The following is a 21558-nucleotide window of genomic DNA, read 5'->3' on the forward strand; positions in this document are numbered from 1 at the left end:
GAGCTGGCTTGCCAGCGATGCGGACGACGCGATATGCCCTCGTACCGCGGTGATGCCATCGCTGGCAAGCCAGCTCCCACAAAAGCAACACCAAAGAAGATTCACCCGCGCATAAAAATAATCAGTGGGAGTACATCTACATGCAATCGTCCAAGCCGACTCACGTCCGCTATTTGATCCTGCTCATGCTGTTTCTGGTGACCACGATCAACTACGCCGACCGCGCGACCATCGCCATCGCCGGTTCCAGCCTGCAAAAAGACCTCGGCATCGACGCGGTCACCCTCGGTTATATTTTCTCCGCTTTCGGTTGGGCCTACGTCGCCGGGCAGATTCCCGGTGGCTGGCTGCTCGATCGCTTCGGCTCGAAAAAAGTCTATGCCCTGAGCATTTTCACCTGGTCGCTGTTCACCGTGCTGCAAGGCTTTGTCGGTGAATTCGGCATGTCCACGGCGATCGTTGCGCTGTTCATGCTGCGCTTTCTGGTGGGCCTGGCCGAGGCGCCATCCTTTCCCGGCAACGCGCGCATTGTCGCGGCCTGGTTCCCGACTGCAGAACGCGGTACCGCCTCGGCGATCTTCAACTCGGCGCAATATTTCGCCACCGTGCTGTTTGCACCGCTGATGGGCTGGATCGTGTATCGCTTCGGCTGGGAGCACGTGTTCATCGTCATGGGCATCCTCGGTATCATCTTCTCGCTGGTCTGGCTCAAGGTTATCCACAGCCCGCGTCAACATCCGCTGGCCAACGAAGCCGAAGTGCAGTTCATCGCCGACAACGGCGGCATGGTCGACATGGACGTCAAGCAAGGCAAAAAATCCGACGGTCCGAAGTGGGATTACATCCGTCAGTTGCTGACCAACCGCATGATGCTCGGTGTATATCTGGGTCAGTACTGCATCAACGGCATCACCTATTTCTTCCTGACCTGGTTCCCGGTGTACCTGGTGCAGGAGCGTGGCATGACCATCCTCAAGGCCGGTTTTATCGCCTCGTTACCGGCGATCTGCGGTTTCATTGGTGGCGTGCTTGGCGGGGTGATTTCCGATTACTTGCTGCGCAAAGGGCATTCGCTGACCTTCGCGCGCAAGGCACCGATCATCGCCGGTCTGCTGGTGTCCAGCAGCATCGTCGCTTGCAACTATGTTGATGTGGAGTGGATGGTGGTTGGCTTCATGGCTTTGGCATTCTTCGGCAAAGGCGTGGGCGCGCTAGGTTGGGCAGTGGTGTCCGACACTTCGCCAAAACAGATCGCCGGTCTGAGCGGTGGCCTGTTCAATACCTTCGGCAACATCGCCTCGATTACTACGCCGATCGTGATTGGCTACATCATCAGCTCCACCGGTTCGTTCAAGTGGGCGCTGGTGTTTGTCGGTGCCAACGCACTGGTTGCGGTGTTCAGCTACCTGGTGATCGTCGGTCCGATCAAACGTGTGGTGCTCAAAGAGCCGCCAACCAACGGTGGTTCTGAAATCACCGGCAAATTGTCTCAAGCGCATTCCTGAGGAGCGGCGTCATGCAGTTGATTGAACATTCCGACTCGCCGCGCTACATCCGCCTGCACGAGCGGGACAACGTAGTGATTGTGGTCAACGACCAGGGCGTACCGGCCGGCACCGAGTTCCCGGACGGTCTGGTGACCGTGGACTTTGTGCCGCAGAGCCACAAGGTCACCCTCGAGGACATTCCCGAGGGCGGCCAGGTGATTCGCTACGGCCAGACCATCGGCTACGCGTTGCAGCCGATCCCGCGTGGCAGCTGGGTCAAGGAAGATCAACTGCGCATGCCGACCGCGCCGCCGCTGGACAGCCTGCCGCTGTCCACCGAGGTGCCTGCCGCACAGGCCCCGCTGGAAGGCTTCACGTTCGAGGGTTATCGCAACGCCGACGGCACCGTCGGTACGCGCAATATTCTCGGGATCACCACCACAGTGCAGTGCGTGACTGGCGTGCTCGATCACGCGGTGAAACGCATCAAGGACGAGTTGCTGCCGAAGTATCCGCACGTCGATGACGTGGTGGCGCTGACCCACAGTTACGGCTGCGGCGTGGCGATAACCGCCACTGACGCCTATATACCGATCCGCACCGTTCGCAATCTGGCGCGTAACCCGAACCTCGGTGGCGAAGCGCTGGTGATCAGCCTAGGCTGCGAGAAATTGCAGGCCGGGCAGGTGATGCACGAGGACGATGCCTCGGTCGATCTCAGCGAGCCATGGCTGTATCGCCTGCAGGATTCCAGTCACGGTTTCACCGAGATGATTGAGCAGATCATGGCGCTGGCCGAAGTCCGTTTGAAGAAGCTCGACCAGCGCCGCCGCGAAACCGTGCCGGCCTCCGAGCTGATCCTCGGTATGCAGTGCGGCGGCAGCGATGCGTTCTCCGGCATTACCGCCAACCCGGCGCTGGGTTATGCCTCGGACTTGCTGCTGCGCGCAGGGGCGACGGTGATGTTTTCCGAAGTCACCGAAGTACGCGATGCGATTTATCTGCTGACTTCCCGTGCCGAAACCAAGACCGTGGCGCAGGAACTGGTGCGCGAGATGGATTGGTACGACCGTTATCTGGCCAAAGGTGAAGCGGATCGCAGTGCCAACACCACGCCGGGCAACAAGAAGGGCGGGTTGTCGAACATTGTCGAGAAGTCGCTGGGTTCGATCGTCAAATCCGGCAGCAGCGCGATCAACGGCGTGCTCGGCCCGGGCGAGCGTTTCAAGCAGAAGGGTTTGATTTTCTGCGCCACGCCGGCGAGCGATTTTGTCTGCGGCACCTTGCAGTTGGCAGCGGGAATGAACCTGCATGTGTTCACCACCGGGCGGGGCACGCCGTATGGCTTGGCCATGGCGCCGGTGGTCAAGGTTTCGACCCGCACCGAGCTGGCGCAGCGCTGGCCGGACCTGATCGACATCGATGCCGGTCGGATTGCCACCGGGCGCGCGACCATCGAGGAATTGGGCTGGGAGTTGTTCCACTACTACCTGGATGTGGCGAGCGGCAAGCAGCAGACCTGGGCGGAGAAGCACAAGCTGCATAACGACATTACCCTGTTCAATCCGGCGCCGATTACCTGATACCGCGTCATCGTTCTTCGCGAGCAGGCTCGCTCCCACATTTGAAATGCATTCCCCTGTGGGAGCGAGCCTGCTCGCGAAAGCGATCCAACAGACGCCAAAGGATCGGGTGGCTTATCATTAAGCCCTGACGACGCTCACCCAAAGGCTCCCCCGGCATGCTGGCAATCTTCCTCGAAACCCTGAACATCACCGCGCCGGTGTTCGCCATGCTGTTCCTCGGGGTGTTGCTCAAGCGCATCGACTGGATCAACGACAACTTCATCCACACCGCCTCGGCGCTGGTGTTCAACGTCAGCATGCCGGCGCTGCTGTTTCTCGGGATTCTGCATGCGGATCTGCACGCCGCACTGCAACCGGCGCTGCTGATCTATTTTGCGATCGCGACGCTGGTGAGTTTTGCCCTGGCCTGGGGCTGGGCGATCATCAAGTGCCCGCGTGAGGATCGCGGCATCTACACCCAGGGTGCGTTTCGCGGCAACAACGGGGTGATCGGTCTGGCGCTGGCGGCGAGCATGTACGGCGACTACGGGATTTCCCTCGGGGCGATTCTCGCGGCGCTGGTGATCCTGTTTTACAACACGCTGTCGACCATCGTGCTCGCGGTGTACAGCCCGGTGATCAAGTCCGATCCGTGGAGCATTTGCAAAAGCGTGTTCAGCAACCCGCTGATCATCAGCGTGATTGCCGCCGCGCCGTTCGCCTATTTCCAGATCAGCCTGCCGGGCTGGCTGGAAGCCTCCGGCCAGTATCTGGCGCAAACCACTTTGCCGCTGGCGCTGATCTGCATTGGTGGCACGCTGTCACTGGCGGCGCTGCGCAAGAGCGGCAGCATGGCGCTGAGTTCGAGTCTGGTGAAGATGATCGGCCTGCCGGTGCTGGCGACGCTGGGGGCGTGGTTGTGGGGCTTTCGTGGCGCAGAGCTGGGGATTCTGTTTCTGTACTTCGGCAGCCCGACGGCGGCGGCCAGTTTCGTCATGGCCCGGGCGGCGCAGGGCAATCATGAGCTGGCAGCGGCGATCATTGTGCTGACCACGCTGATGGCGGCGGTGACCACCAATATCGGGATCTTTCTGTTGCAGTGGGGTGGGTGGATCTGACTGACAGATCTTCAGTGGCTGACAGGGCCTCTTCGCGAGCAGGCTCGCTCTCACAGGGAAATGCATTCCCAATGTGGGAGCGGGCTTGCTCGCGAAGGCGTCAGTTCGATCATTCAGGTTTCTGATAGGTATCGATCACTTCCTGCGCCGCACGAAACGCATCAATCGCCGCCGGCACCCCGGCGTACACCGCGCAATGCAGCAGCGCCTCGCGAATCTCTTCGACCGTGCAGCCGTTGTTCAGCGCACCGCGCACGTGGCCCTTCAATTCCTGCGGGCACTTCAATGCGGTCAGCGCTGCAAGGGTAATCAGGCTGCGGGTTTTCAGCGGCAGACCTTCGCGATTCCACACGCCGCCCCAGGCGTGTTCATTGACGAAATCCTGCAACGGCTGAGTGAATTCGGTGGCGTTGCCCAGCGCGCGATCAACGAACGCATCGCCCATTACCTGACGGCGGATCTCAACCCCGGTTTTCTGCGAATCGGTCATGGCACATCCCTCTTGTGGTGTTGGCGGCGCCAGGCGCGTACGGACGTGAACAACAGAAACGCCAGCAGCGTCGGCAGCACGTAGAACAGCATCAGTTTTTCCAGTTTGCCGGCCAGCGGCATGCCGGTGGTGAACGACACCACGTGCAGCCCGTAAGCCGCGTACAAACCGAGCAACAACAAACCTTCGGCGCGGGTCACGCGGTAGCCGGAATAGAACACCGGCAGGCACAGCGCGGCGACGCCGAGCATCACCGGCAAGTCGAAATCCAGCGCGTTCGGCGAGACCGACAACGGCGTCGGCGCAATCAACGCAGTGACCCCGAGCACCCCGAGCAGGTTGAACAGGTTGGCGCCAATCACGTTGCCCACGGCGATATCGCGTTGTCCGCGCAATGCCGCGATCAGCGAGGTGGCGAGTTCCGGCAACGAGGTGCCGACCGCAACCACCGTCAGACCGATCACCCGTTCGGAGAAGCCCAGATCGGTCGCCACCGCCACCGCTGCGCCGAGCAGCAAATGCCCGGCGAACACCAACAGCGCCAGGCCGACAACGATCATCAGCAGACTGCTGAACCACGGTGCCTGCGGGGCTTGCGGCAATTCCGAATGCGGGCGCGCCGAGTGCCGCGACTGGCGCAGCAGCAAGCCCAGGTACAGCGCCAGTGCCGCGAGCAACAGCACGCCGTCGAAGCGGCCGATCTGTTCATTCCAAGCGAGGACGAACACCAGCAGGCTGGCGCCGATCATCAGCGGAATGTCCAGGCGCACCAGTTGCCGCGAGACTCGCAGCGGAATGATCAGCGCCGACAGACCAAGGGTCACGAGGATGTTGAAGATGCTGCTGCCGATCACGCTGCCGACGGCAATGTCGGGGTTGTGCGCCAGGGTCGCTTGCAAGCTGACCGCCATCTGTGGGGCGCTGCTGCCGAGGGCGACGATGGTCAGGCCGATGATCAGCGGTCGCACATGCAGGCGCGCGGCGAGACGCACCGCGGCGCGCACCATCAGTTCGGCGCCGAGGATCAGCAGGATCAGGCCGCTGAGCAGCTCGATCACCTTGATCAGTGGTAGGTCGGCTAGAGCAAAAATGGTCAGCGCTCCATCAGTCGTCGAGGGCCTGTATGCGCACCCGTGCGGTGCCGCTACCGAGCATGCCGAGGCGTTCGGCGGCTTCACGCGAGACATCGATCAAGCGGCCACGGGTGTGCGGGCCACGATCGTTGATGCGCACAACGCAGGATTTGTCGTTTTTCAGGTTGGTGACCTTCACCCGGGTGCCGAATGGCAATTGGCGGTGGGCGGCGGTCAGGGAATGCTGGTTGAACGGCTCGCCACTGGCGGTGCGTTTACCGTGGTGCTTGGCACCGTAATAGGAGGCGACGCCGGTCTGGTCGTACCCGTGCGGGTCGATGATGTCGTTGCTGGCGCAACCGGCGAGCAAGGAGAGCAGGGCGCAGGCGCCGAGCAGACGTTTCATTCAAAGGCTCCACAAAACAAATGTGGAAACAACCCAATGTGAAGATCAGCTTCTGTGGTGAGGGGATAAATCCCCTCACCACAAACCCCCTTCAGCCATGGATTGTTCCCACAGGGGATGGAGCCAGGCTTCAGGTCTGGCCCCATTTGGATCAGCCTTCGAGCTTGCTTTTCAGCAGTTCGTTCACTTGCTGCGGGTTGGCTTTGCCTTTCGAAGCCTTCATGGCCTGACCGACGAAGAAGCCGAACATCTTGCCGCGTTTGGCTTCGTCTGCCGCACGGTATTGTTCGACCTGCTCGGCGTTGGCCGCGAGCATTTCGTCCAGCACCGCGGAGATCGCGCCGCTGTCGGTCACTTGCTTCAGACCGCGCTTGTCGATGATCTCGTCCGCCGTGCCTTCGCCGTTGGCCATCGCTTCGAACACCACTTTGGCGATCTTGCCGGAGATGGTGTTGTCCTTGATGCGCTGCAGCATGCCGCCCAACAGTTCAGCGGAAACCGGCGATTCGTCGATGTCCAGGCCTTGCTTGTTGAGCAGGCTGCCCAACTCGACCATCACCCAGTTCGCCGCCAGTTTGGCGTCGCCGCCGATGGCTGCGACCTTCTCGAAGTAGTCCGCTTGCTCACGGCTGGTGGCCAGCACGTTGGCGTCGTAGGCCGACAGACCGAACTGGCTCTGGAAGCGCTCGCGTTTTTGCGGTGGCAGTTCCGGCAGGGTGGCGCGCACCTCGCCGAGGAACGACTCTTCGATGACTACTGGCAGCAGGTCCGGGTCGGGGAAGTAACGATAGTCGTTGGCTTCCTCTTTGGAGCGCATCGGACGGGTCTCGTCCTTGTTCGGATCGTACAGACGGGTCTGCTGGATCACTTTGCCGCCGTCTTCGATCAGCTCGATCTGCCGCTGGATCTCGGAGTTGATCGCCTTCTCGATGAAGCGGAACGAGTTGACGTTCTTGATCTCGCAGCGGGTACCGAACTCGACCTGGCCTTTCGGGCGTACCGAGACGTTGCAGTCGCAACGCAGCGAACCTTCGGCCATGTTGCCGTCACAGATGCCCAGGTAACGCACCAGCGCATGGATCGCCTTGACGTACGCCACGGCTTCCTTGGCGCTGCGCATGTCCGGCTCGGAAACGATTTCCAGCAGCGGCGTGCCGGCACGGTTCAGGTCGATGCCGGTGGCACCGTTGAATTCTTCGTGCAGGCTCTTGCCGGCGTCTTCTTCCAGGTGCGCGCGGGTGATGCCGACACGTTTGACGGTGCCGTCTTCCAGCGCGATGTCCAGGTGGCCCTTGCCGACGATCGGCAATTCCATCTGGCTGATCTGGTAGCCCTTCGGCAGGTCCGGGTAGAAGTAGTTCTTGCGGGCGAACACGTTGTGCTGACCGATCTCGGCGTCAATCGCCAGACCGAACATCACCGCCATGCGCACCGCTTCCTGGTTCAGCACCGGCAATACGCCGGGCATGCCCAGGTCGATCAGGCTGGCCTGGGTGTTCGGCTCGGAGCCGAACTGGGTGGAACTACCGGAAAAGATTTTCGACCGGGTAGTGAGCTGAGTGTGAATCTCCAGCCCGATCACGACTTCCCATTGCATGTGTGTCTCCTCAGAAGCCGGTTGGGGTGCGGGTGTGCCAGTCAGTGTTCAACTGATACTGGTGCGCAACGTTGAGCAAACGGCCTTCCTGGAAATACGGCGCAAGCAACTGCACGCCCACCGGCAGACCGTCGACAAAACCGGCCGGCATCGACAGGCCCGGCAGGCCCGCGAGGTTGGCGGTGATGGTGTAGACGTCTTCCAGATAGGCAGCGACCGGGTCGCTGTTCTTCGCGCCGAGCTTCCAGGCCGGGTTCGGCGTGGTCGGGCCGAGGATGATGTCGACTTCATTAAAGGCCGCCATGAAGTCGTTTTTCACCAGACGACGGATCTTCTGCGCTTTCAGGTAGTAGGCGTCGTAGTAACCGGCGGACAGCGCGTAGGCACCGACCATGATCCGGCGCTGCACTTCCGGCCCGAAGCCTTCGCCGCGGGAGCGCTTGTACAGGTCGATCAGGTTTTCCGGGTTCTCGCAGCGATGGCCGAAACGCACGCCGTCGAAACGCGACAGGTTCGAGGAGGCCTCGGCTGGCGCGATCACGTAGTACGCAGGAATCGCGTGCTGCATGTTCGGCAGGCTGATTTCCTTGATCACGGCACCGAGCTTCTGCAGCTCTTTGATGCTGTTCTGGATCAGTTCGGCGATGCGCGGGTCGAGACCGACGCTGAAGTATTCCTTCGGCACGCCGATGCGCAGGCCCTGCATCGAAGTGTTGAGGCTGGCGGAGTAATCCGGAACCGGCTCATCGATGCTGGTGGAGTCGTTCTGGTCGAACCCGGCCATACCTTGCAACAAAATCGCGCAGTCTTCGGCCGTACGCGCCAACGGGCCACCCTGATCGAGGCTGGAGGCGTAAGCGATCATGCCCCAGCGCGAAACACGACCGTACGTCGGTTTCAGGCCTGTGAGGTTGGTGAATGCAGCGGGCTGACGGATCGAACCACCGGTATCGGTGGCCGTGGCCGCCGGCAACAGACGAGCGGCAACCGCCGCCGCCGAACCACCGGACGAACCACCCGGCACGTGTTCCAGATTCCACGGGTTTTTCACCGCACCGTACCAGCTCGACTCGTTGGCCGAACCCATGGCGAATTCGTCCATGTTGGTCTTGCCCAGGGTCACGGCGCCGGCAGCGGCCAGTTTCGCGACCACGGTGGCGTCGTACGGGGCCTTGAAGTTGTCGAGCATCTTCGAACCGCAGCTGGTGCGGATGCCTTGAGTGCAGAACAGGTCCTTGTGGGCGATCGGCGCACCGAGCAGGGCGCCGCGCTCACCGCTGGCCCGGCGTGCATCGGCGGCTTTCGCCTGCTCGAGTGCCAGCTCTTCGGTGAGGCTGATGAAACTGTTGAGCTGCGGATCGAGCTGGGTAATACGCGCCAGCAGGACTTTGGTCAGCTCTTCGGAGGAAAACTTTTTATCGGCGAGACCGCGGGCGATCTCGGCCAGAGTCATTTGATGCATTGCAGGCTCTTTCCCTTTAGTCGATGACTTTCGGAACCAGATACAGGCCGTTTTCGACCGCTGGTGCGATGGACTGATAGGCCTCGCGGTGATTGGTCTCGGTCACGACGTCGGCGCGCAGGCGCTGACTGGCTTCCAGCGGGTGGGCCAAAGGCTCGATACCGTCGGTATCGACGGCCTGCATTTCGTCGACCAGCCCGAGAATGCTGTTGAGGGCGGAAGTAATGTGCGGAAGATCGGCATCATTCAGGCCAAGGCAGGCCAGATGTGCGATTTTTTCCACGTCGGAGCGTTCTAGCGCCATCGGGATTCTCCAGTGGAAAACAGAACGGACGGCGTCCGTGTGTTAGATTGTCGGAACACTACCGCACTTCTACGGTCATAAGGCCGCGATTGTGGGGCTTGGTGCACAGAAAAGCGGCCAATTTAACATATTGGCGCCTTGCCCAAAATCCCTGTCGTTGTTAGAGTTTGCCGCACTTTTTTACCCACGCGTTGCCTAGGGTCCCTTTCCCATGTTCAAGAAACTGCGTGGCATGTTTTCCAGCGATCTTTCCATTGACCTGGGCACTGCCAACACCCTTATTTACGTGCGCGAGCGCGGTATCGTCCTGAATGAGCCATCGGTTGTGGCCATTCGGACACACGGTAACCAGAAAAGTGTCGTTGCTGTCGGCACCGAAGCCAAGCGCATGCTCGGCCGTACGCCGGGCAACATTGCTGCCATTCGTCCGATGAAGGACGGCGTGATCGCCGACTTCAGCGTCTGCGAAAAGATGCTGCAATACTTTATCAACAAGGTTCACGAAAACAGCTTTCTGCAGCCCAGCCCTCGTGTGCTGATCTGCGTTCCATGCAAATCCACCCAGGTTGAGCGTCGGGCCATCCGTGAATCGGCCCTCGGTGCCGGTGCCCGTGAAGTGTTCCTGATTGAAGAGCCGATGGCTGCTGCGATCGGTGCCGGCCTGCCGGTTGAAGAAGCACGCGGTTCGATGGTCGTCGATATTGGTGGTGGTACCACTGAAATCGCGCTGATCTCCCTGAACGGTGTGGTCTACGCCGAATCCGTCCGCGTGGGCGGCGACCGCTTCGACGAAGCGATCATCACCTACGTGCGCCGCAACTACGGCAGCCTGATCGGTGAATCGACTGCCGAGCGCATCAAGCAGGAAATCGGTACGGCCTACCCGGGCGGCGAAGTTCGCGAAGTCGACGTTCGCGGTCGCAACCTGGCCGAAGGCGTTCCACGTGCATTCACCCTGAACTCCAACGAAGTGCTGGAAGCTCTGCAAGAGTCCCTGGCCACTATCGTTCAGGCTGTGAAAAGCGCCCTGGAGCAATCGCCGCCGGAACTGGCTTCCGACATCGCCGAGCGCGGCCTGGTGCTGACCGGCGGTGGCGCACTGCTGCGTGACCTCGACAAGTTGCTGGCTCAGGAAACCGGTCTGCCGGTGATTGTTGCCGAAGATCCGCTGACCTGTGTTGCTCGCGGCGGTGGCCGTGCATTGGAAATGATGGACAAGCACACCATGGACCTGCTCTCCAGCGAATAAGCGCCGGTTTGCAATACGTGGGTGAGCGCACAGGCAGCACTTTGCAGTGCTGCCTGTTGGCGTTTATCTTCTGTCAGTCTTCATCCAGGCCGGTTTGATGCCGTATGAATAAACAGAACATTTGCCTGGGAGGAGCGGCTTATTAAACCGCTTTTCGCCAAAGGCCCTTCGTTGGGTGTGCGCCTGTTGGTGCTGGCCGTGCTGTCGGTCGCGCTGATGGTGGTCGATGCCCGCTTCGACCTGCTCAAACCCGCGCGCAAACAAGCGTCGCTGGTGTTGATGGACGCCTACTGGATCACCGACCTGCCCGGACGCCTGTGGGAAGGGATCGCCAGTCAGTTCGGCAGCCGCACCGAGCTGGTCGCCGAAAACGAAAAACTCAAGACCGAGAACCTGCTGTTGCAGGGGCGCATGCAGAAGCTTGCCGCCCTTACCGAGCAGAACGTGCGGCTGCGCGAGTTGCTCAATTCCTCCGCACTGGTCAACGAAAAGGTCGAAGTGGCCGAGTTGATCGGCATGGACCCCAATCCCTTCACCCATCGCATCATCATCAATAAAGGTGAGCGCGATGGCGTGGTGCTCGGTCAGCCGGTGCTCGATGCACGCGGTCTGATGGGCCAGGTGGTCGAGTTGATGCCGTACACCTCCCGGGTGCTGCTGCTGACCGACACCACTCACAGCATTCCTGTGCAGGTGAACCGTAACGGTCTGCGAGCGATTGCCAGCGGCACCGGCAACCCGGAACGTCTGGAACTGCGGCATGTTGCCGATACCGCTGACATCAAGGAAGGCGATCTGCTGGTCAGCTCCGGTCTCGGTCAGCGCTTCCCGGCCGGTTATCCGGTGGCGACGGTCAAGGAAGTCATCCACGACTCCGGCCAGCCGTTCGCGATTGTCCGCGCGGTGCCAACCGCTGCGTTGAACCGCAGCCGTTATCTGCTGCTGGTGTTCAGTGACAACCGCACCGCCGAAGAGCGCGCCAACGATGCTGCGCAGGCCCAGGAAAATCTCGATGCGCAGGGCGGTGGCCCGATGCTTCCGGCCACGGTGCCGAAAGTCGTCAACACACCGGCAGCGGCGGCAACGCCAGCTGCGTCGACCGCTCCAGCGCCCGCTGCTGCGGCCAGCACCACGCCGGCCAAACCTGCGGCCAAGCCAGCGGCGGCAAGCAAGCCGCCAGCTTCCCAGCCTGCTGCGCGTCCGGCGGCGAAACCGCCCGCCACTGCGCCGGGCAACACAGGGAGACAAGAATAATGGTCGGCGCTACCGCTTCGCGTAACGGCTGGATTGTCTGGCTGACGTTTGTCGTCGGCATCCTGCTCAGTGTTTCACCGCTGCCGATGTTCATGGAAATCCTGCGTCCCCTCTGGCTGGCCTTGCTGCTGACTTTCTGGGCGTTGTACATGCCGCATACGGTCGGCATGGTCACCGCGTTCTGCCTGGGGCTGGCCGAAGACGTGCTGCAGGGCGATCTGCTTGGCCAGAATGCCTTGATCCTGACGCTGATCACCTTCCTCGTGCTGTCGTTGCAGCAGCGTCTGCGGATGTTCCCGATGTGGCAGCAATGCCTGGTGATCCTGGTGATCTTCGGCCTCGCTCAACTGGTTCAACTGTGGCTCAGCGCCTTGACCGGCAATCGTCAGCCCACCCTGGCGCTGGTACTGCCGGCACTGGTCAGTGCCTTGCTCTGGCCTTGGGTCAGCTTCGCTTTGCGTGGATTGCGCCGGCGCTACAAAATCAACTGATTCGGTCAGGCATGTGCCCGCACCTCGACAAGGGAGATGTCTTGATGAAGCCGCTTTACCTCGCCTCTGGTTCGCCGCGTCGGCGTGAGTTGCTCACGCAGATCGGCGTGCCGTTCTCCGCCATCAGTGCGGACATCGATGAAACCCCGATCCCCGAAGAATCGCCCTCGGCCTATGTCGAACGCCTGGCGCGTGGCAAGGCCGAGGCCGGCCGACGCACGCTGGCGGCCGACGCGGCGTTTTGCGTTCTGGGCGCGGACACCGCCGTGGTGCTGGACGGCAAAATTCTTGGCAAACCGGTGGACGAAGCCGACGCATGCGCCATGCTGATGATGTTGTCCGGCAAGGAGCATGAAGTGCTGACCGCCATCGCCGTGCTCGAAGGCGAGCGCTGTGAGTCGCGCGTGGTGCGCAGTCTGGTGCGGTTCCGCCTGATCAGCCGCGAAGAGGCGGCGGCCTACTGGGCCAGTGGCGAACCCCGGGACAAGGCCGGCGGTTATGGCATTCAGGGCCTCGGCGCGGTGTTTGTCGCCGGGCTCAATGGCAGCTATTCGGCGGTGGTCGGGCTGCCGGTTTGCGAAACCGCAGAACTGTTGGGCCATTTCGGCATACCCTGTTGGCAAAACCTGAACGCGCAATGAGCGTCGTACGAATCAAGATGCGGCCATTATCGTGAACATGCCTGAACGAGACCCTGCCATGAGTGAAGAGATTCTGATCAACATCACGCCGATGGAATCGCGCGTGGCGGTGGTCGAAAACGGTGTGCTGCAAGAAGTCCATGTCGAGCGCACGCAAAAACGCGGGATCGTCGGCAACATCTATAAGGGCAAGATTGTCCGGGTGCTGCCGGGCATGCAGGCGGCATTCGTCGACATCGGTCTGGATCGTGCGGCATTCATCCACGCCTCGGAAATCTCCCTTCGCGAAGGCCCGGCGGTGGAAAGCATCAGCGCGCTGGTGCACGAAGGGCAGAGCCTGGTGGTACAGGTGACCAAGGACCCGATCGGTTCCAAGGGCGCGCGCCTGACCACGCAGCTGTCGATTCCGTCGCGTTATCTGGTGTACATGCCGCGCACCGCCCACGTCGGCATTTCCCTGAAAATCGAAGACGAAGCCGAGCGCGAGCGCCTCAAGCAGGTGGTCAGCGATTGTGTGGCCAAAGAAGGAATCAAGGAGGCCGGTGGCTTCATCCTGCGTACCGCCGCCGAAGGTGCCGGGGCCGATGAGATCCTCATGGACATCCGCTACCTGCGCCGCCTGTGGGATCAGATCAATGCGCAGATCCAGACCATCGGCGCGCCAAGTGTGATCTACGAAGACCTCGGTCTGGCCCTGCGCACCTTGCGCGATCTGGTCAGCCCGAAGATCGAGAAGATCCGTATCGACTCCCGGGAAACCTTCCAGAAAACCACGCAGTTCGTCGCCGAACTGATGCCGGAAATCGCCGATCGTCTGGAACACTATCCGGGCGAGCGGCCGATTTTCGATCTGTATGGCGTCGAAGACGAAATCCAGAAAGCCCTCGAGCGCAAAGTGCCGCTCAAGTCCGGTGGTTATCTGGTGGTCGATCCGGCGGAAGCCATGACCACCATCGACGTCAACACCGGCGCGTTTGTAGGCCATCGCAACCTTGAAGAAACCATCTTCAAGACCAACCTCGAAGCCGCCACCGCGATTGCCCGGCAGATGCGCCTGCGCAATCTGGGCGGGATCATCATCATCGACTTCATCGACATGGAAGATGAAGAGCATCAGCGCCAGGTGCTGCGCACCCTGGAAAAACAGCTCGAACGTGATCACGCCAAGACCAACATCATCGGCATCACCGAGTTGGGCCTGGTGCAGATGACCCGCAAGCGCACCCGCGAAAGTCTTGAACAAGTGCTGTGCGAGCCGTGCAGCAGTTGCCAGGGCCGGGGCAAGTTGAAGACCCCGGAAACCATCTGTTACGAGATTTTCCGCGAGATTCTGCGCGAAGCCCGCGCCTATCAGGCCGAAGGTTACCGGGTGCTGGCGAACCAGAAAGTGGTGGACCGTTTGCTCGATGAAGAATCCGGTAACGTCGCCGAGCTTGAAGGGTTTATCGGCCGCACCATACGCTTTCAGGTCGAAACCATGTATTCCCAGGAACAATATGACGTGGTGCTGCTCTGAACCCCTGCAGCACATTTAATCCACAACGGCTGGCCTCAGCTTTCAGTAGTTTTTTTGCCATGGGAGCCAACTGACATGGAGCGTCTGACACGCATTTTGGCCGCACTGACCCGCTGGGGGCTGGGCCTGTGCGCGTTGGTTCTGGTGTTGATGGCGTTGTACGTCAGCCTCGGTCGGGAACTGACGCCACTGGTGGCGGAATACCGCACCGATATCGAAGACAAGGCCACGGCTGCGCTCGGCATGCCGTTGCAGATCGGCGAGCTGGAAGGTAACTGGAGCGGTTTCGCGCCGATTCTGCTGGCCCACGATGTGATGGTCGGTGACGGCGCCAATGCCTTGCGTCTGGATCGGGTGCGCGTGGTGCCTGACCTCTGGGCCAGTCTGCTGGCGCGCGAAGTCCGCATCGCCCACCTGGAATTGAACGGCCTGAAGATCAGCGTCAAGGAAGCACAGGACGGCACCTGGGCGCTGGAAGGCCTGCCGGTGCAGAACGATCAGCCGCTGGATCCCGAGCAATTGTTCAAGCGCTCGCAGATGATTCAGCAACTGTCGGTGCTCGACAGTCAGGTGACGGTGCAGCCACTGGATCAGGCGCCGATGACCTTTACCTACGTCGGACTGAATCTGAAAACCGGCAGCAGCCGTCAGCGTCTCGATGCTCGTCTGACCTTGCCCGATGGGCAACCAGTGGCGATGAGCCTGCGTACACGGATTCGCCCCTCTCAATTGCCGAACAGTTCGGTGGAAGGTTATGTCAGCCTGCCGCAAAGCGATTGGTCGAAGTGGCTGCCTGAGCGTGTGACTCAACAGTGGAATTTTTCCGAGATCAAAGCGGGCGGCGAGCTGTGGGTGAACTGGAACGACGGCGCTCTGCAAAGCGCCGCCATCCGTTTGAACGCACCACAGGTGACCGGCGCTTATGCCGAGCGCAAGCCGATCAAGATCAGCAATCTGGCGCTCAACGGCTATTACCAGCGCGATGACGAGGGCGCGATTGTCACTCTCGATTCGCTGGCGATGAACTTCGGCGAGACCCGCTGGGAATCCCATGTGCAGCTCAAGCAGACGCTGGCCACCGATAAAACCGATGAGTTGTGGCACTTGCAGGCCGACCGCCTCGACCTGACACCGATCACGCCGTTGCTCAATGCGCTGGGGCCGTTGCCCGAAAACGTCGCTACGGTCGTCGACCACCTGAAGGTGACGGGTGGACTGCGCAACGTGCTGCTGGATTTTCGTCCCAATGCCACCGACGGCTCGAAATTCGGCTTTGCGGCCAACCTCGATAATGTCGGTTTCGATGCCTATCACGGTGCCCCGGCGGCGCGAAACGTCAGTGGCAGCCTCAGCGGCAACCTCGACGGTGGCGAGTTACGCCTGGACAGCAAGGATTTCGTCCTGCACCTCGATCCGATCTTCGCCAAGCCATGGCAATACATCCAGGCCAATGCCCGACTGACCTGGAAGCTCGATAAAGAAGGTTTCACCCTGATCGCGCCGTACCTGAAAGTGCTGGGCGAAGAGGGCAAAATTGCCGGCGACTTCCTGATCCGCCTGCACTTCGACCATAGCCAGGAAGACTACATGGACCTGCGCGTCGGGCTGGTCGATGGCGATGGTCGCTACACCGCCAAATACCTGCCCGAAGTCTTGAGCCCGGCCCTCGACGAGTGGCTGCGTACAGCGATCCTCAAGGGCGCCGTGGATCAGGGCTTCTTCCAGTACCAGGGTTCGCTGAGCAAAAACGCCAAGGACGTGGATCGCAGCATCAGCCTGTTCTTCAAGGTGCATGACGCCGAGCTGGCGTTCCAGCCGGGCTGGCCGCACGTGAGCAAGGTCAGCGGCGATGTGTTCATCGAGGACAGCGGCGTGCGCATCGTGGCCGACAAGGGCCAGTTGCTCGACACCCAGGTCAGCGACGTTTTCGTCAACATTCCCCATGTGCCGGCCGGGCAGCCCACCCATCTGTTGCTCGACGGCGGATTTGTCGGCGGGCTGGGCGATGGCTTGAAGATTCTGCAGACCGCGCCGATCGGTACCGGCGAAACCTTTGCTGGCTGGGAAGGCGAGGGCGATTTGCAGGGCAAGGTCAAACTCGACATTCCGCTGGAAAAGGGCGATCTGCCGAAGATCCTCGTCGATTTCAAAACCGCCAATGCGCGCCTGAAACTGGCCGAGCCGAAGCTGGAACTGAGCCAGCTCAAGGGCGATTTCCGTTTTGACAGCGCCAAGGGGCTGAGCGGGCAGAACATCGCCGCCAGGGCCTTCGACAAGCCGGTGACCGCGCAGATTTTCGCTGATGGCAGCCCGAACAAGCTCAAGACTCGGGTCGCGGCTTCCGGGCAGGTCGAGGTCAAGAAGCTCACTGACTGGCTGGGCGTGACTCAGCCGTTGCCGGTTTCCGGGACCCTTCCGTATCAGTTGCAGGTCAACCTTGACGGCACTGACAGTCAGCTCACTGTCAGCTCCAGCATGAAAGGTGTGGCAGTGGATCTGCCGGCACCGTTCGGCATGTCGGCCGAGCAGGGTCGTGACACGGTGTTCCGCATGACGTTGCAAGGTGCGGAGCGGCGTTACTGGGTCAACTACGATCAACTGGCGAGCTTCACCTTCGCCGCGCCGCCGAGCAATATCGCCGATGGTCGCGGTGAGCTGTTCCTCGGTACGGGCGACGCCGTACTGCCGGAGGCCAAGGGCTTGCGCATTCGCGGGGTGCTGTCGGAGCTGGACGTCGCGCCGTGGCAGGATCTGGTCAGCAAATACGCCGGCAACGATCCGGGCGGCAGTGCCAAACAATTGCTCAACAGTGCCGACTTCAAGGTGGGCAAGCTCACCGCCTTCGGCACCACGCTGGATCAGGCTGCTGTACAGGTCAATCGCAAGCCATGGGCGTGGAATCTGGCGCTCGACAGCCAGCAGGCCAAGGGTTCGGCCAGCCTGCCCGATGCCAAGGGCGCGCCGATCGCGGTCAATCTGCAATACGTACGTCTGCCGGCGCCGGATCCGACGGTGCAGGCTGACGAGAATTCGCCTGATCCGCTGGTTTCGGTCGACCCGACGAAGATTCCCGCGCTGGATATCACCATCAATCAGTTGTTTCTGGGCCAGGATCTGGTGGGCGGCTGGTCGCTCAAGGTTCGACCGACGGCCAAAGGCATTGCCCTGAACAATCTCGATATGGGCCTCAAGGGCATCCTGTTGCAGGGCAATGGCGGCTGGGAAGGGGCGCCGGGTTCGACCAACAGCTGGTTCAAGGGCCGGATCAGCGGCAAAAACCTTGCCGATGTGCTCAAGGGCTGGGGCTTTGCGCCGAGCGTGACCAGTGAAGAGTTCCACATGGATGTCGATGGCCGCTGGCCGGGCTCGCCGGCATGGCTGGCAACCAAGCGCTTCTCCGGCACGCTGGATGCCTCGCTCAATAAAGGTCAGTTCGTTGAAGTGGAGGGCGGCGCGCAGGCGTTGCGGGTGTTCGGTCTGCTCAACTTCAACTCCATCGGCCGTCGTCTGCGTTTGGACTTCTCCGACTTGTTTGGCAAAGGCTTGAGCTACGATCGGGTCAAGGGCCTGTTGGTGGCAAATAACGGCGTGTATGTCACCCGCGAGCCGATTCGTCTGACCGGTCCTTCGAGCAATCTTGAGCTGGACGGTACGCTGGATCTGGTCGGCGATCAGGTCGACGCGAAATTGCTGGTGACCTTGCCGGTGACCAACAACCTGCCGATTGCTGCGTTGATCGTCGGCGCACCGGCGGTCGGCGGGGCGCTGTTCCTGATCGACAAGCTGATCGGCGACCGCGTGGCGCGCTTCGCCAGCGTCAAGTACACCGTCAAAGGCCCGTGGAAAGAGCCGAAAATCACCTTCGACAAGCCTTTTTGAACAGCCACATCCCAGGCCTATGGAGTAGCATGGCCGCATACCTGTTACGGAGTGCGCCATGCCTTTAGCGGTGATTCAAATGGTCAGCCAGAGTGATGTGCTGGCCAATCTGGCGCAGGCTCGACGCCTGCTCGAACAGGCCGCGGCCGGCGGCGCGAAGCTGGCGGTGCTGCCGGAAAACTTCGCCGCCATGGGCCGTCGCGACATCGCCGACATCGGCCGTGCCGAAGCGCTTGGCGAAGGTCCGATCCTGCCATGGTTGAAACAGACCGCCCGCGACCTCAAGTTATGGATAGTGGCCGGCACCTTGCCGTTGCCGCCGCTTGGGCAACCGGACGCCAAGTCGCATGCCTGTTCGCTGCTGGTCAACGATCAGGGTGAAACCGTGGCACGGTATGACAAGTTGCACCTGTTCGATGTTGATGTGGCGGACAATCGCGGGCGGTATCGCGAGTCCGATGACTATGCTTATGGCAGTGGCGTGGTGGTCGCAGACACGCCGGTTGGCCGAGTCGGCCTGACCGTGTGTTACGACCTGCGCTTTCCGGAGCTGTACAGCGAATTGCGCGCCGCCGGTGCCGAATTGATTACCGCCCCGTCGGCGTTCACCGCAGTGACCGGTGCGGCGCATTGGGATGTGCTGATTCGCGCCCGGGCCATCGAGACGCAGTGCTATGTATTGGCGGCAGCGCAGGGCGGGACTCACCCGGGACCGCGTGAAACCTTCGGTCATGCGGCGATTGTCGACCCGTGGGGCCGTGTGCTGGCGCATCAGGATCAAGGCGAGGCGGTATTGTTGGCCGCACGCGACAGTGATGAACAAGCGTCTATCAGGGCGCGAATGCCGGTGACGAGTCATCGGCGGTTTTTCTCGCAGGGCGCCCAGCGGCCTGCTTCAGAACATGAATTTAAGGCGTAAACCTATGAGCGAGTTGTTGTCCTCAGTCAGTGATCACCTGTTGGCGCCCGGCGGCGTGACCATCGAGAGCCTGCAAGGTGTGCTCGGCGATCTGGCCGGCCCGGGCATCGATGCTGCCGATCTGTATTTCCAAGGCCAGATCTCTGAGTCGTGGTCGCTGGAAGACGGTATCGTCAAGGAAGGCAGCTTCAACCTCGACCAAGGTGTTGGCGTGCGTGCGCAGTCCGGCGAGAAAACCGGTTTTGCCTACAGCAACGCGATCACCCTCGAAGCCCTGGGCGCTGCGGCCCGTGCCGCCCGCTCGATCTCCCGCGCCGGGCAGAACGGCACGGTGCAGGCGTTCAGCACTCAGGATGTCGCGCAGTTGTATGCGCCGGACAACCCGCTGGAAGTGCTGAGCCGCGCCGAGAAAGTCGAGCTGCTCAAGCGCATCGACGTCGCTACCCGCGCCCTCGATCCACGGATTCAGCAGGTCAGCGTGAGCATGGCCGGGGTCTGGGAACGGATTCTGGTGGCGTCCACCGACGGTGGCCTGGCCGCTGACGTGCGTCCGCTGGTGCGTTTCAACGTCAGCGTGATCGTCGAGCAGAATGGCCGTCGCGAACGCGGCGGACATGGCGGCGGCGGGCGAACCGACTATCGTTACTTCCTCGCCGAAGACCGTGCCATGGGCTATGCCCGTGAAGCACTGCGTCAGGCGCTGGTGAATCTGGAAGCGATTCCGGCACCGGCCGGCACCTTGCCTGTCGTCCTCGGTTCGGGCTGGTCCGGTGTGCTGCTGCACGAAGCGGTCGGTCACGGTCTGGAAGGCGACTTCAACCGCAAGGGCAGTTCGGCCTACAGCGGGCGCATGGGCGAAATGGTTGCCTCCAAGCTCTGCACCATTGTCGATGACGGCACGTTGAGCGGTCGTCGCGGCTCGCTGAGCGTCGACGACGAAGGCACTCCGACCGAGTGCACCACGCTGATCGAAAACGGCGTGCTCAAGGGCTACATGCAGGACAAGCTCAATGCGCGTCTGATGGGCGTGGCCCGTACCGGCAACGGTCGTCGCGAGTCCTACGCGCATCTGCCGATGCCGCGCATGACCAACACCTACATGCTCGGAGGCGAGAGCGATCCGGCGGAAATCATCGCTTCGGTGAAGAAGGGCATCTACTGCGCCAACCTTGGCGGCGGTCAGGTCGACATCACCAGCGGCAAGTTCGTGTTCTCCACCAGTGAGGCGTACCTGATCGAGGACGGCAAGATCACCGCGCCGGTCAAGGGCGCGACGTTGATCGGCAACGGCCCCGAGGCGATGAGCCGGGTGTCGATGGTCGGTAACGATCTGGCGCTGGACAGCGGTGTGGGCACGTGCGGCAAGGACGGGCAGTCGGTGCCGGTGGGTGTCGGTCAGCCGACGCTGAAGATCGATGCGATTACCGTGGGTGGCACGGGCGCATAAAAAGAGGTGGAGCTGCGGGTGGCGCGCAGGGCGGCCACCCGATGGCGAGTATCAACGCAGGCCGCGTTGGGTATCGTCCAGCTCACGGATGTACTTGAAGATCTTGCGGCTGGAAGCAGGAGGTTTGTTGTGTGCCACCTCGTGCTGAGCCTGACGGATCAGGGAACGCAGTTGCTGGCGATCGGCGTCGGGGTATTCGACGACGAATTTCTCCAGCACGGCATCGTCACCGGCGATCAGGCGGTCACGCCAGCGTTCGAGGTTGTGGAAACGCTCGTTGTACTGACGGGTGGAGGCATCGAGTTGATCGAGCAGGACCAGAATCGCGTCAGTGTCCTGATCGCGCATCAGTTTGCCGATGAACTGCAGGTGCCGTTTACGCGCGATGTTCGCGGTGTGCTTCGGCGCATCAGCCAGGGCCCGGCGCAAGGCGTCGGTCAATGGCAGTTTTGCCTGCAAGTCGGGCTTGAGTGTTGTAAGGCGCTCGCCAAGGTCAACCAGAGCATGCAGCTCGCGTTTGACCTGTGATTTGCTTTTTTCTCCCGTATCGAGGGAGTCGTCGTAAGAATCAACCATGGTGGCAGTCCGCAAAGAAACGCCGCCATGATAACCAGTCGGGGGCCGCTTGTCCGGCCCGGTCGCTCGATGACCCCAGCCGAA

At 61.4% G+C, this 21558-nt stretch carries 18 protein-coding genes; 11 read left to right on the forward strand and 7 right to left on the reverse strand.

The annotated features are described in order from the left end of the window. The first annotated feature begins 140 nt into the window (after positions 1-140). The 3 genes from H043_RS0104170 (at position 141) to H043_RS0104180 (ending at position 4170) form a co-directional block, all read left to right on the forward strand. Entirely contained in the window at positions 141-1505 is a 1365-nt protein-coding gene (locus tag H043_RS0104170) for an MFS transporter (protein WP_027610828.1), read from the forward strand. An 11-nt stretch (positions 1506-1516) separates the two neighbouring features. Then, positions 1517-3070: a galactarate dehydratase gene (garD, locus tag H043_RS0104175; protein WP_027610829.1), complete on the forward strand. Its 1554-nt coding sequence runs from the start codon at positions 1517-1519 to the stop codon at positions 3068-3070. Positions 3071-3228: 158 nt separating this feature from the next. Continuing rightward, complete coding sequence (locus tag H043_RS0104180) at positions 3229-4170, forward strand: AEC family transporter (protein ID WP_027610830.1); 942 nt, start codon at positions 3229-3231, stop codon at positions 4168-4170. Between the two features lie 109 nt (positions 4171-4279). Here the strand turns inward: H043_RS0104180 and H043_RS0104185 are convergent, their stop codons facing one another. The 6 genes from H043_RS0104185 to gatC all read right to left on the reverse strand — a co-directional run bounded on the left by H043_RS0104185 (position 4280) and on the right by gatC (position 9502). Next, entirely contained in the window at positions 4280-4660 is a 381-nt protein-coding gene (locus tag H043_RS0104185) for a carboxymuconolactone decarboxylase family protein (RefSeq protein ID WP_027610831.1), read from the reverse strand. Next, positions 4657-5718: a calcium/sodium antiporter gene (locus H043_RS0104190; protein WP_027610832.1), complete on the reverse strand. Its 1062-nt coding sequence runs from the start codon at positions 5716-5718 to the stop codon at positions 4657-4659. Before H043_RS0104190 ends, H043_RS0104185 begins: the two co-directional genes overlap by 4 nt. A gap of 46 nt (positions 5719-5764) precedes the next feature. After that, entirely contained in the window at positions 5765-6139 is a 375-nt protein-coding gene (locus tag H043_RS0104195) for a septal ring lytic transglycosylase RlpA family protein (protein WP_007966094.1), read from the reverse strand. 151 nt (positions 6140-6290) lie between these two features. Next, positions 6291-7736 carry an Asp-tRNA(Asn)/Glu-tRNA(Gln) amidotransferase subunit GatB gene (gene gatB, locus H043_RS0104200; RefSeq protein ID WP_007961565.1) on the reverse strand — a complete coding sequence of 482 codons (1446 nt, stop codon included), beginning with the start codon at positions 7734-7736 and terminating at the stop codon, positions 6291-6293. A 10-nt stretch (positions 7737-7746) separates the two neighbouring features. After that, a complete protein-coding gene (gatA, locus tag H043_RS0104205; RefSeq protein ID WP_027610833.1) occupies positions 7747-9198 on the reverse strand; it encodes an Asp-tRNA(Asn)/Glu-tRNA(Gln) amidotransferase subunit GatA in 1452 nt (483 codons plus the stop codon). A gap of 16 nt (positions 9199-9214) precedes the next feature. Further along, positions 9215-9502, reverse strand: coding sequence for an Asp-tRNA(Asn)/Glu-tRNA(Gln) amidotransferase subunit GatC (gene gatC / locus H043_RS0104210; RefSeq protein ID WP_003221657.1), 288 nt, complete (start codon positions 9500-9502; stop codon positions 9215-9217). Between the two features lie 211 nt (positions 9503-9713). On the opposite strand from gatC, the gene mreB reads away from it, so the two are divergent. The 8 genes from mreB to tldD all read left to right on the forward strand — a co-directional run bounded on the left by mreB (position 9714) and on the right by tldD (position 20898). Next, positions 9714-10751 (forward strand): rod shape-determining protein MreB, encoded by a 1038-nt coding sequence (gene mreB, locus H043_RS0104215; protein ID WP_002555108.1) that lies wholly within the window; start codon positions 9714-9716, stop codon positions 10749-10751. A 141-nt stretch (positions 10752-10892) separates the two neighbouring features. Further along, the gene (mreC, locus tag H043_RS0104220) at positions 10893-12005 is read left to right on the forward strand and encodes a rod shape-determining protein MreC (RefSeq protein ID WP_081730183.1); all 1113 of its coding nucleotides are present in this window, start codon (positions 10893-10895) and stop codon (positions 12003-12005) included. Further along, entirely contained in the window at positions 12005-12496 is a 492-nt protein-coding gene (gene mreD / locus H043_RS0104225) for a rod shape-determining protein MreD (protein ID WP_007961576.1), read from the forward strand. The genes mreC and mreD overlap by 1 nt, the downstream gene beginning before the upstream one ends. 44 nt (positions 12497-12540) lie before the next feature. Then, positions 12541-13137 carry a nucleoside triphosphate pyrophosphatase gene (locus H043_RS0104230; RefSeq protein ID WP_027610835.1) on the forward strand — a complete coding sequence of 199 codons (597 nt, stop codon included), beginning with the start codon at positions 12541-12543 and terminating at the stop codon, positions 13135-13137. A 58-nt stretch (positions 13138-13195) separates the two neighbouring features. Next, on the forward strand, positions 13196-14653 hold the full coding sequence (rng, locus tag H043_RS0104235; RefSeq protein WP_007961585.1) for a ribonuclease G: 1458 nt from the start codon (positions 13196-13198) through the stop codon (positions 14651-14653). A gap of 75 nt (positions 14654-14728) precedes the next feature. Further along, complete coding sequence (locus H043_RS0104240) at positions 14729-18532, forward strand: YhdP family protein (RefSeq protein ID WP_027610836.1); 3804 nt, start codon at positions 14729-14731, stop codon at positions 18530-18532. Positions 18533-18590: 58 nt separating this feature from the next. Then, entirely contained in the window at positions 18591-19451 is an 861-nt protein-coding gene (locus H043_RS0104245) for a carbon-nitrogen hydrolase family protein (protein WP_027610837.1), read from the forward strand. A gap of 4 nt (positions 19452-19455) precedes the next feature. Beyond that, positions 19456-20898 carry a metalloprotease TldD gene (gene tldD / locus H043_RS0104250; RefSeq protein WP_007961588.1) on the forward strand — a complete coding sequence of 481 codons (1443 nt, stop codon included), beginning with the start codon at positions 19456-19458 and terminating at the stop codon, positions 20896-20898. A 51-nt stretch (positions 20899-20949) separates the two neighbouring features. On the opposite strand, the gene yjgA is transcribed toward tldD, so the two are convergent. After that, entirely contained in the window at positions 20950-21474 is a 525-nt protein-coding gene (gene yjgA / locus H043_RS0104255; RefSeq protein WP_007961589.1) for a ribosome biogenesis factor YjgA, read from the reverse strand. Positions 21475-21558: the final 84 nt, after the last annotated feature.

This window comes from Pseudomonas sp. URIL14HWK12:I6 (assembly GCF_000514195.1).
GTDB lineage: Bacteria > Pseudomonadota > Gammaproteobacteria > Pseudomonadales > Pseudomonadaceae > Aquipseudomonas > Aquipseudomonas putida_A.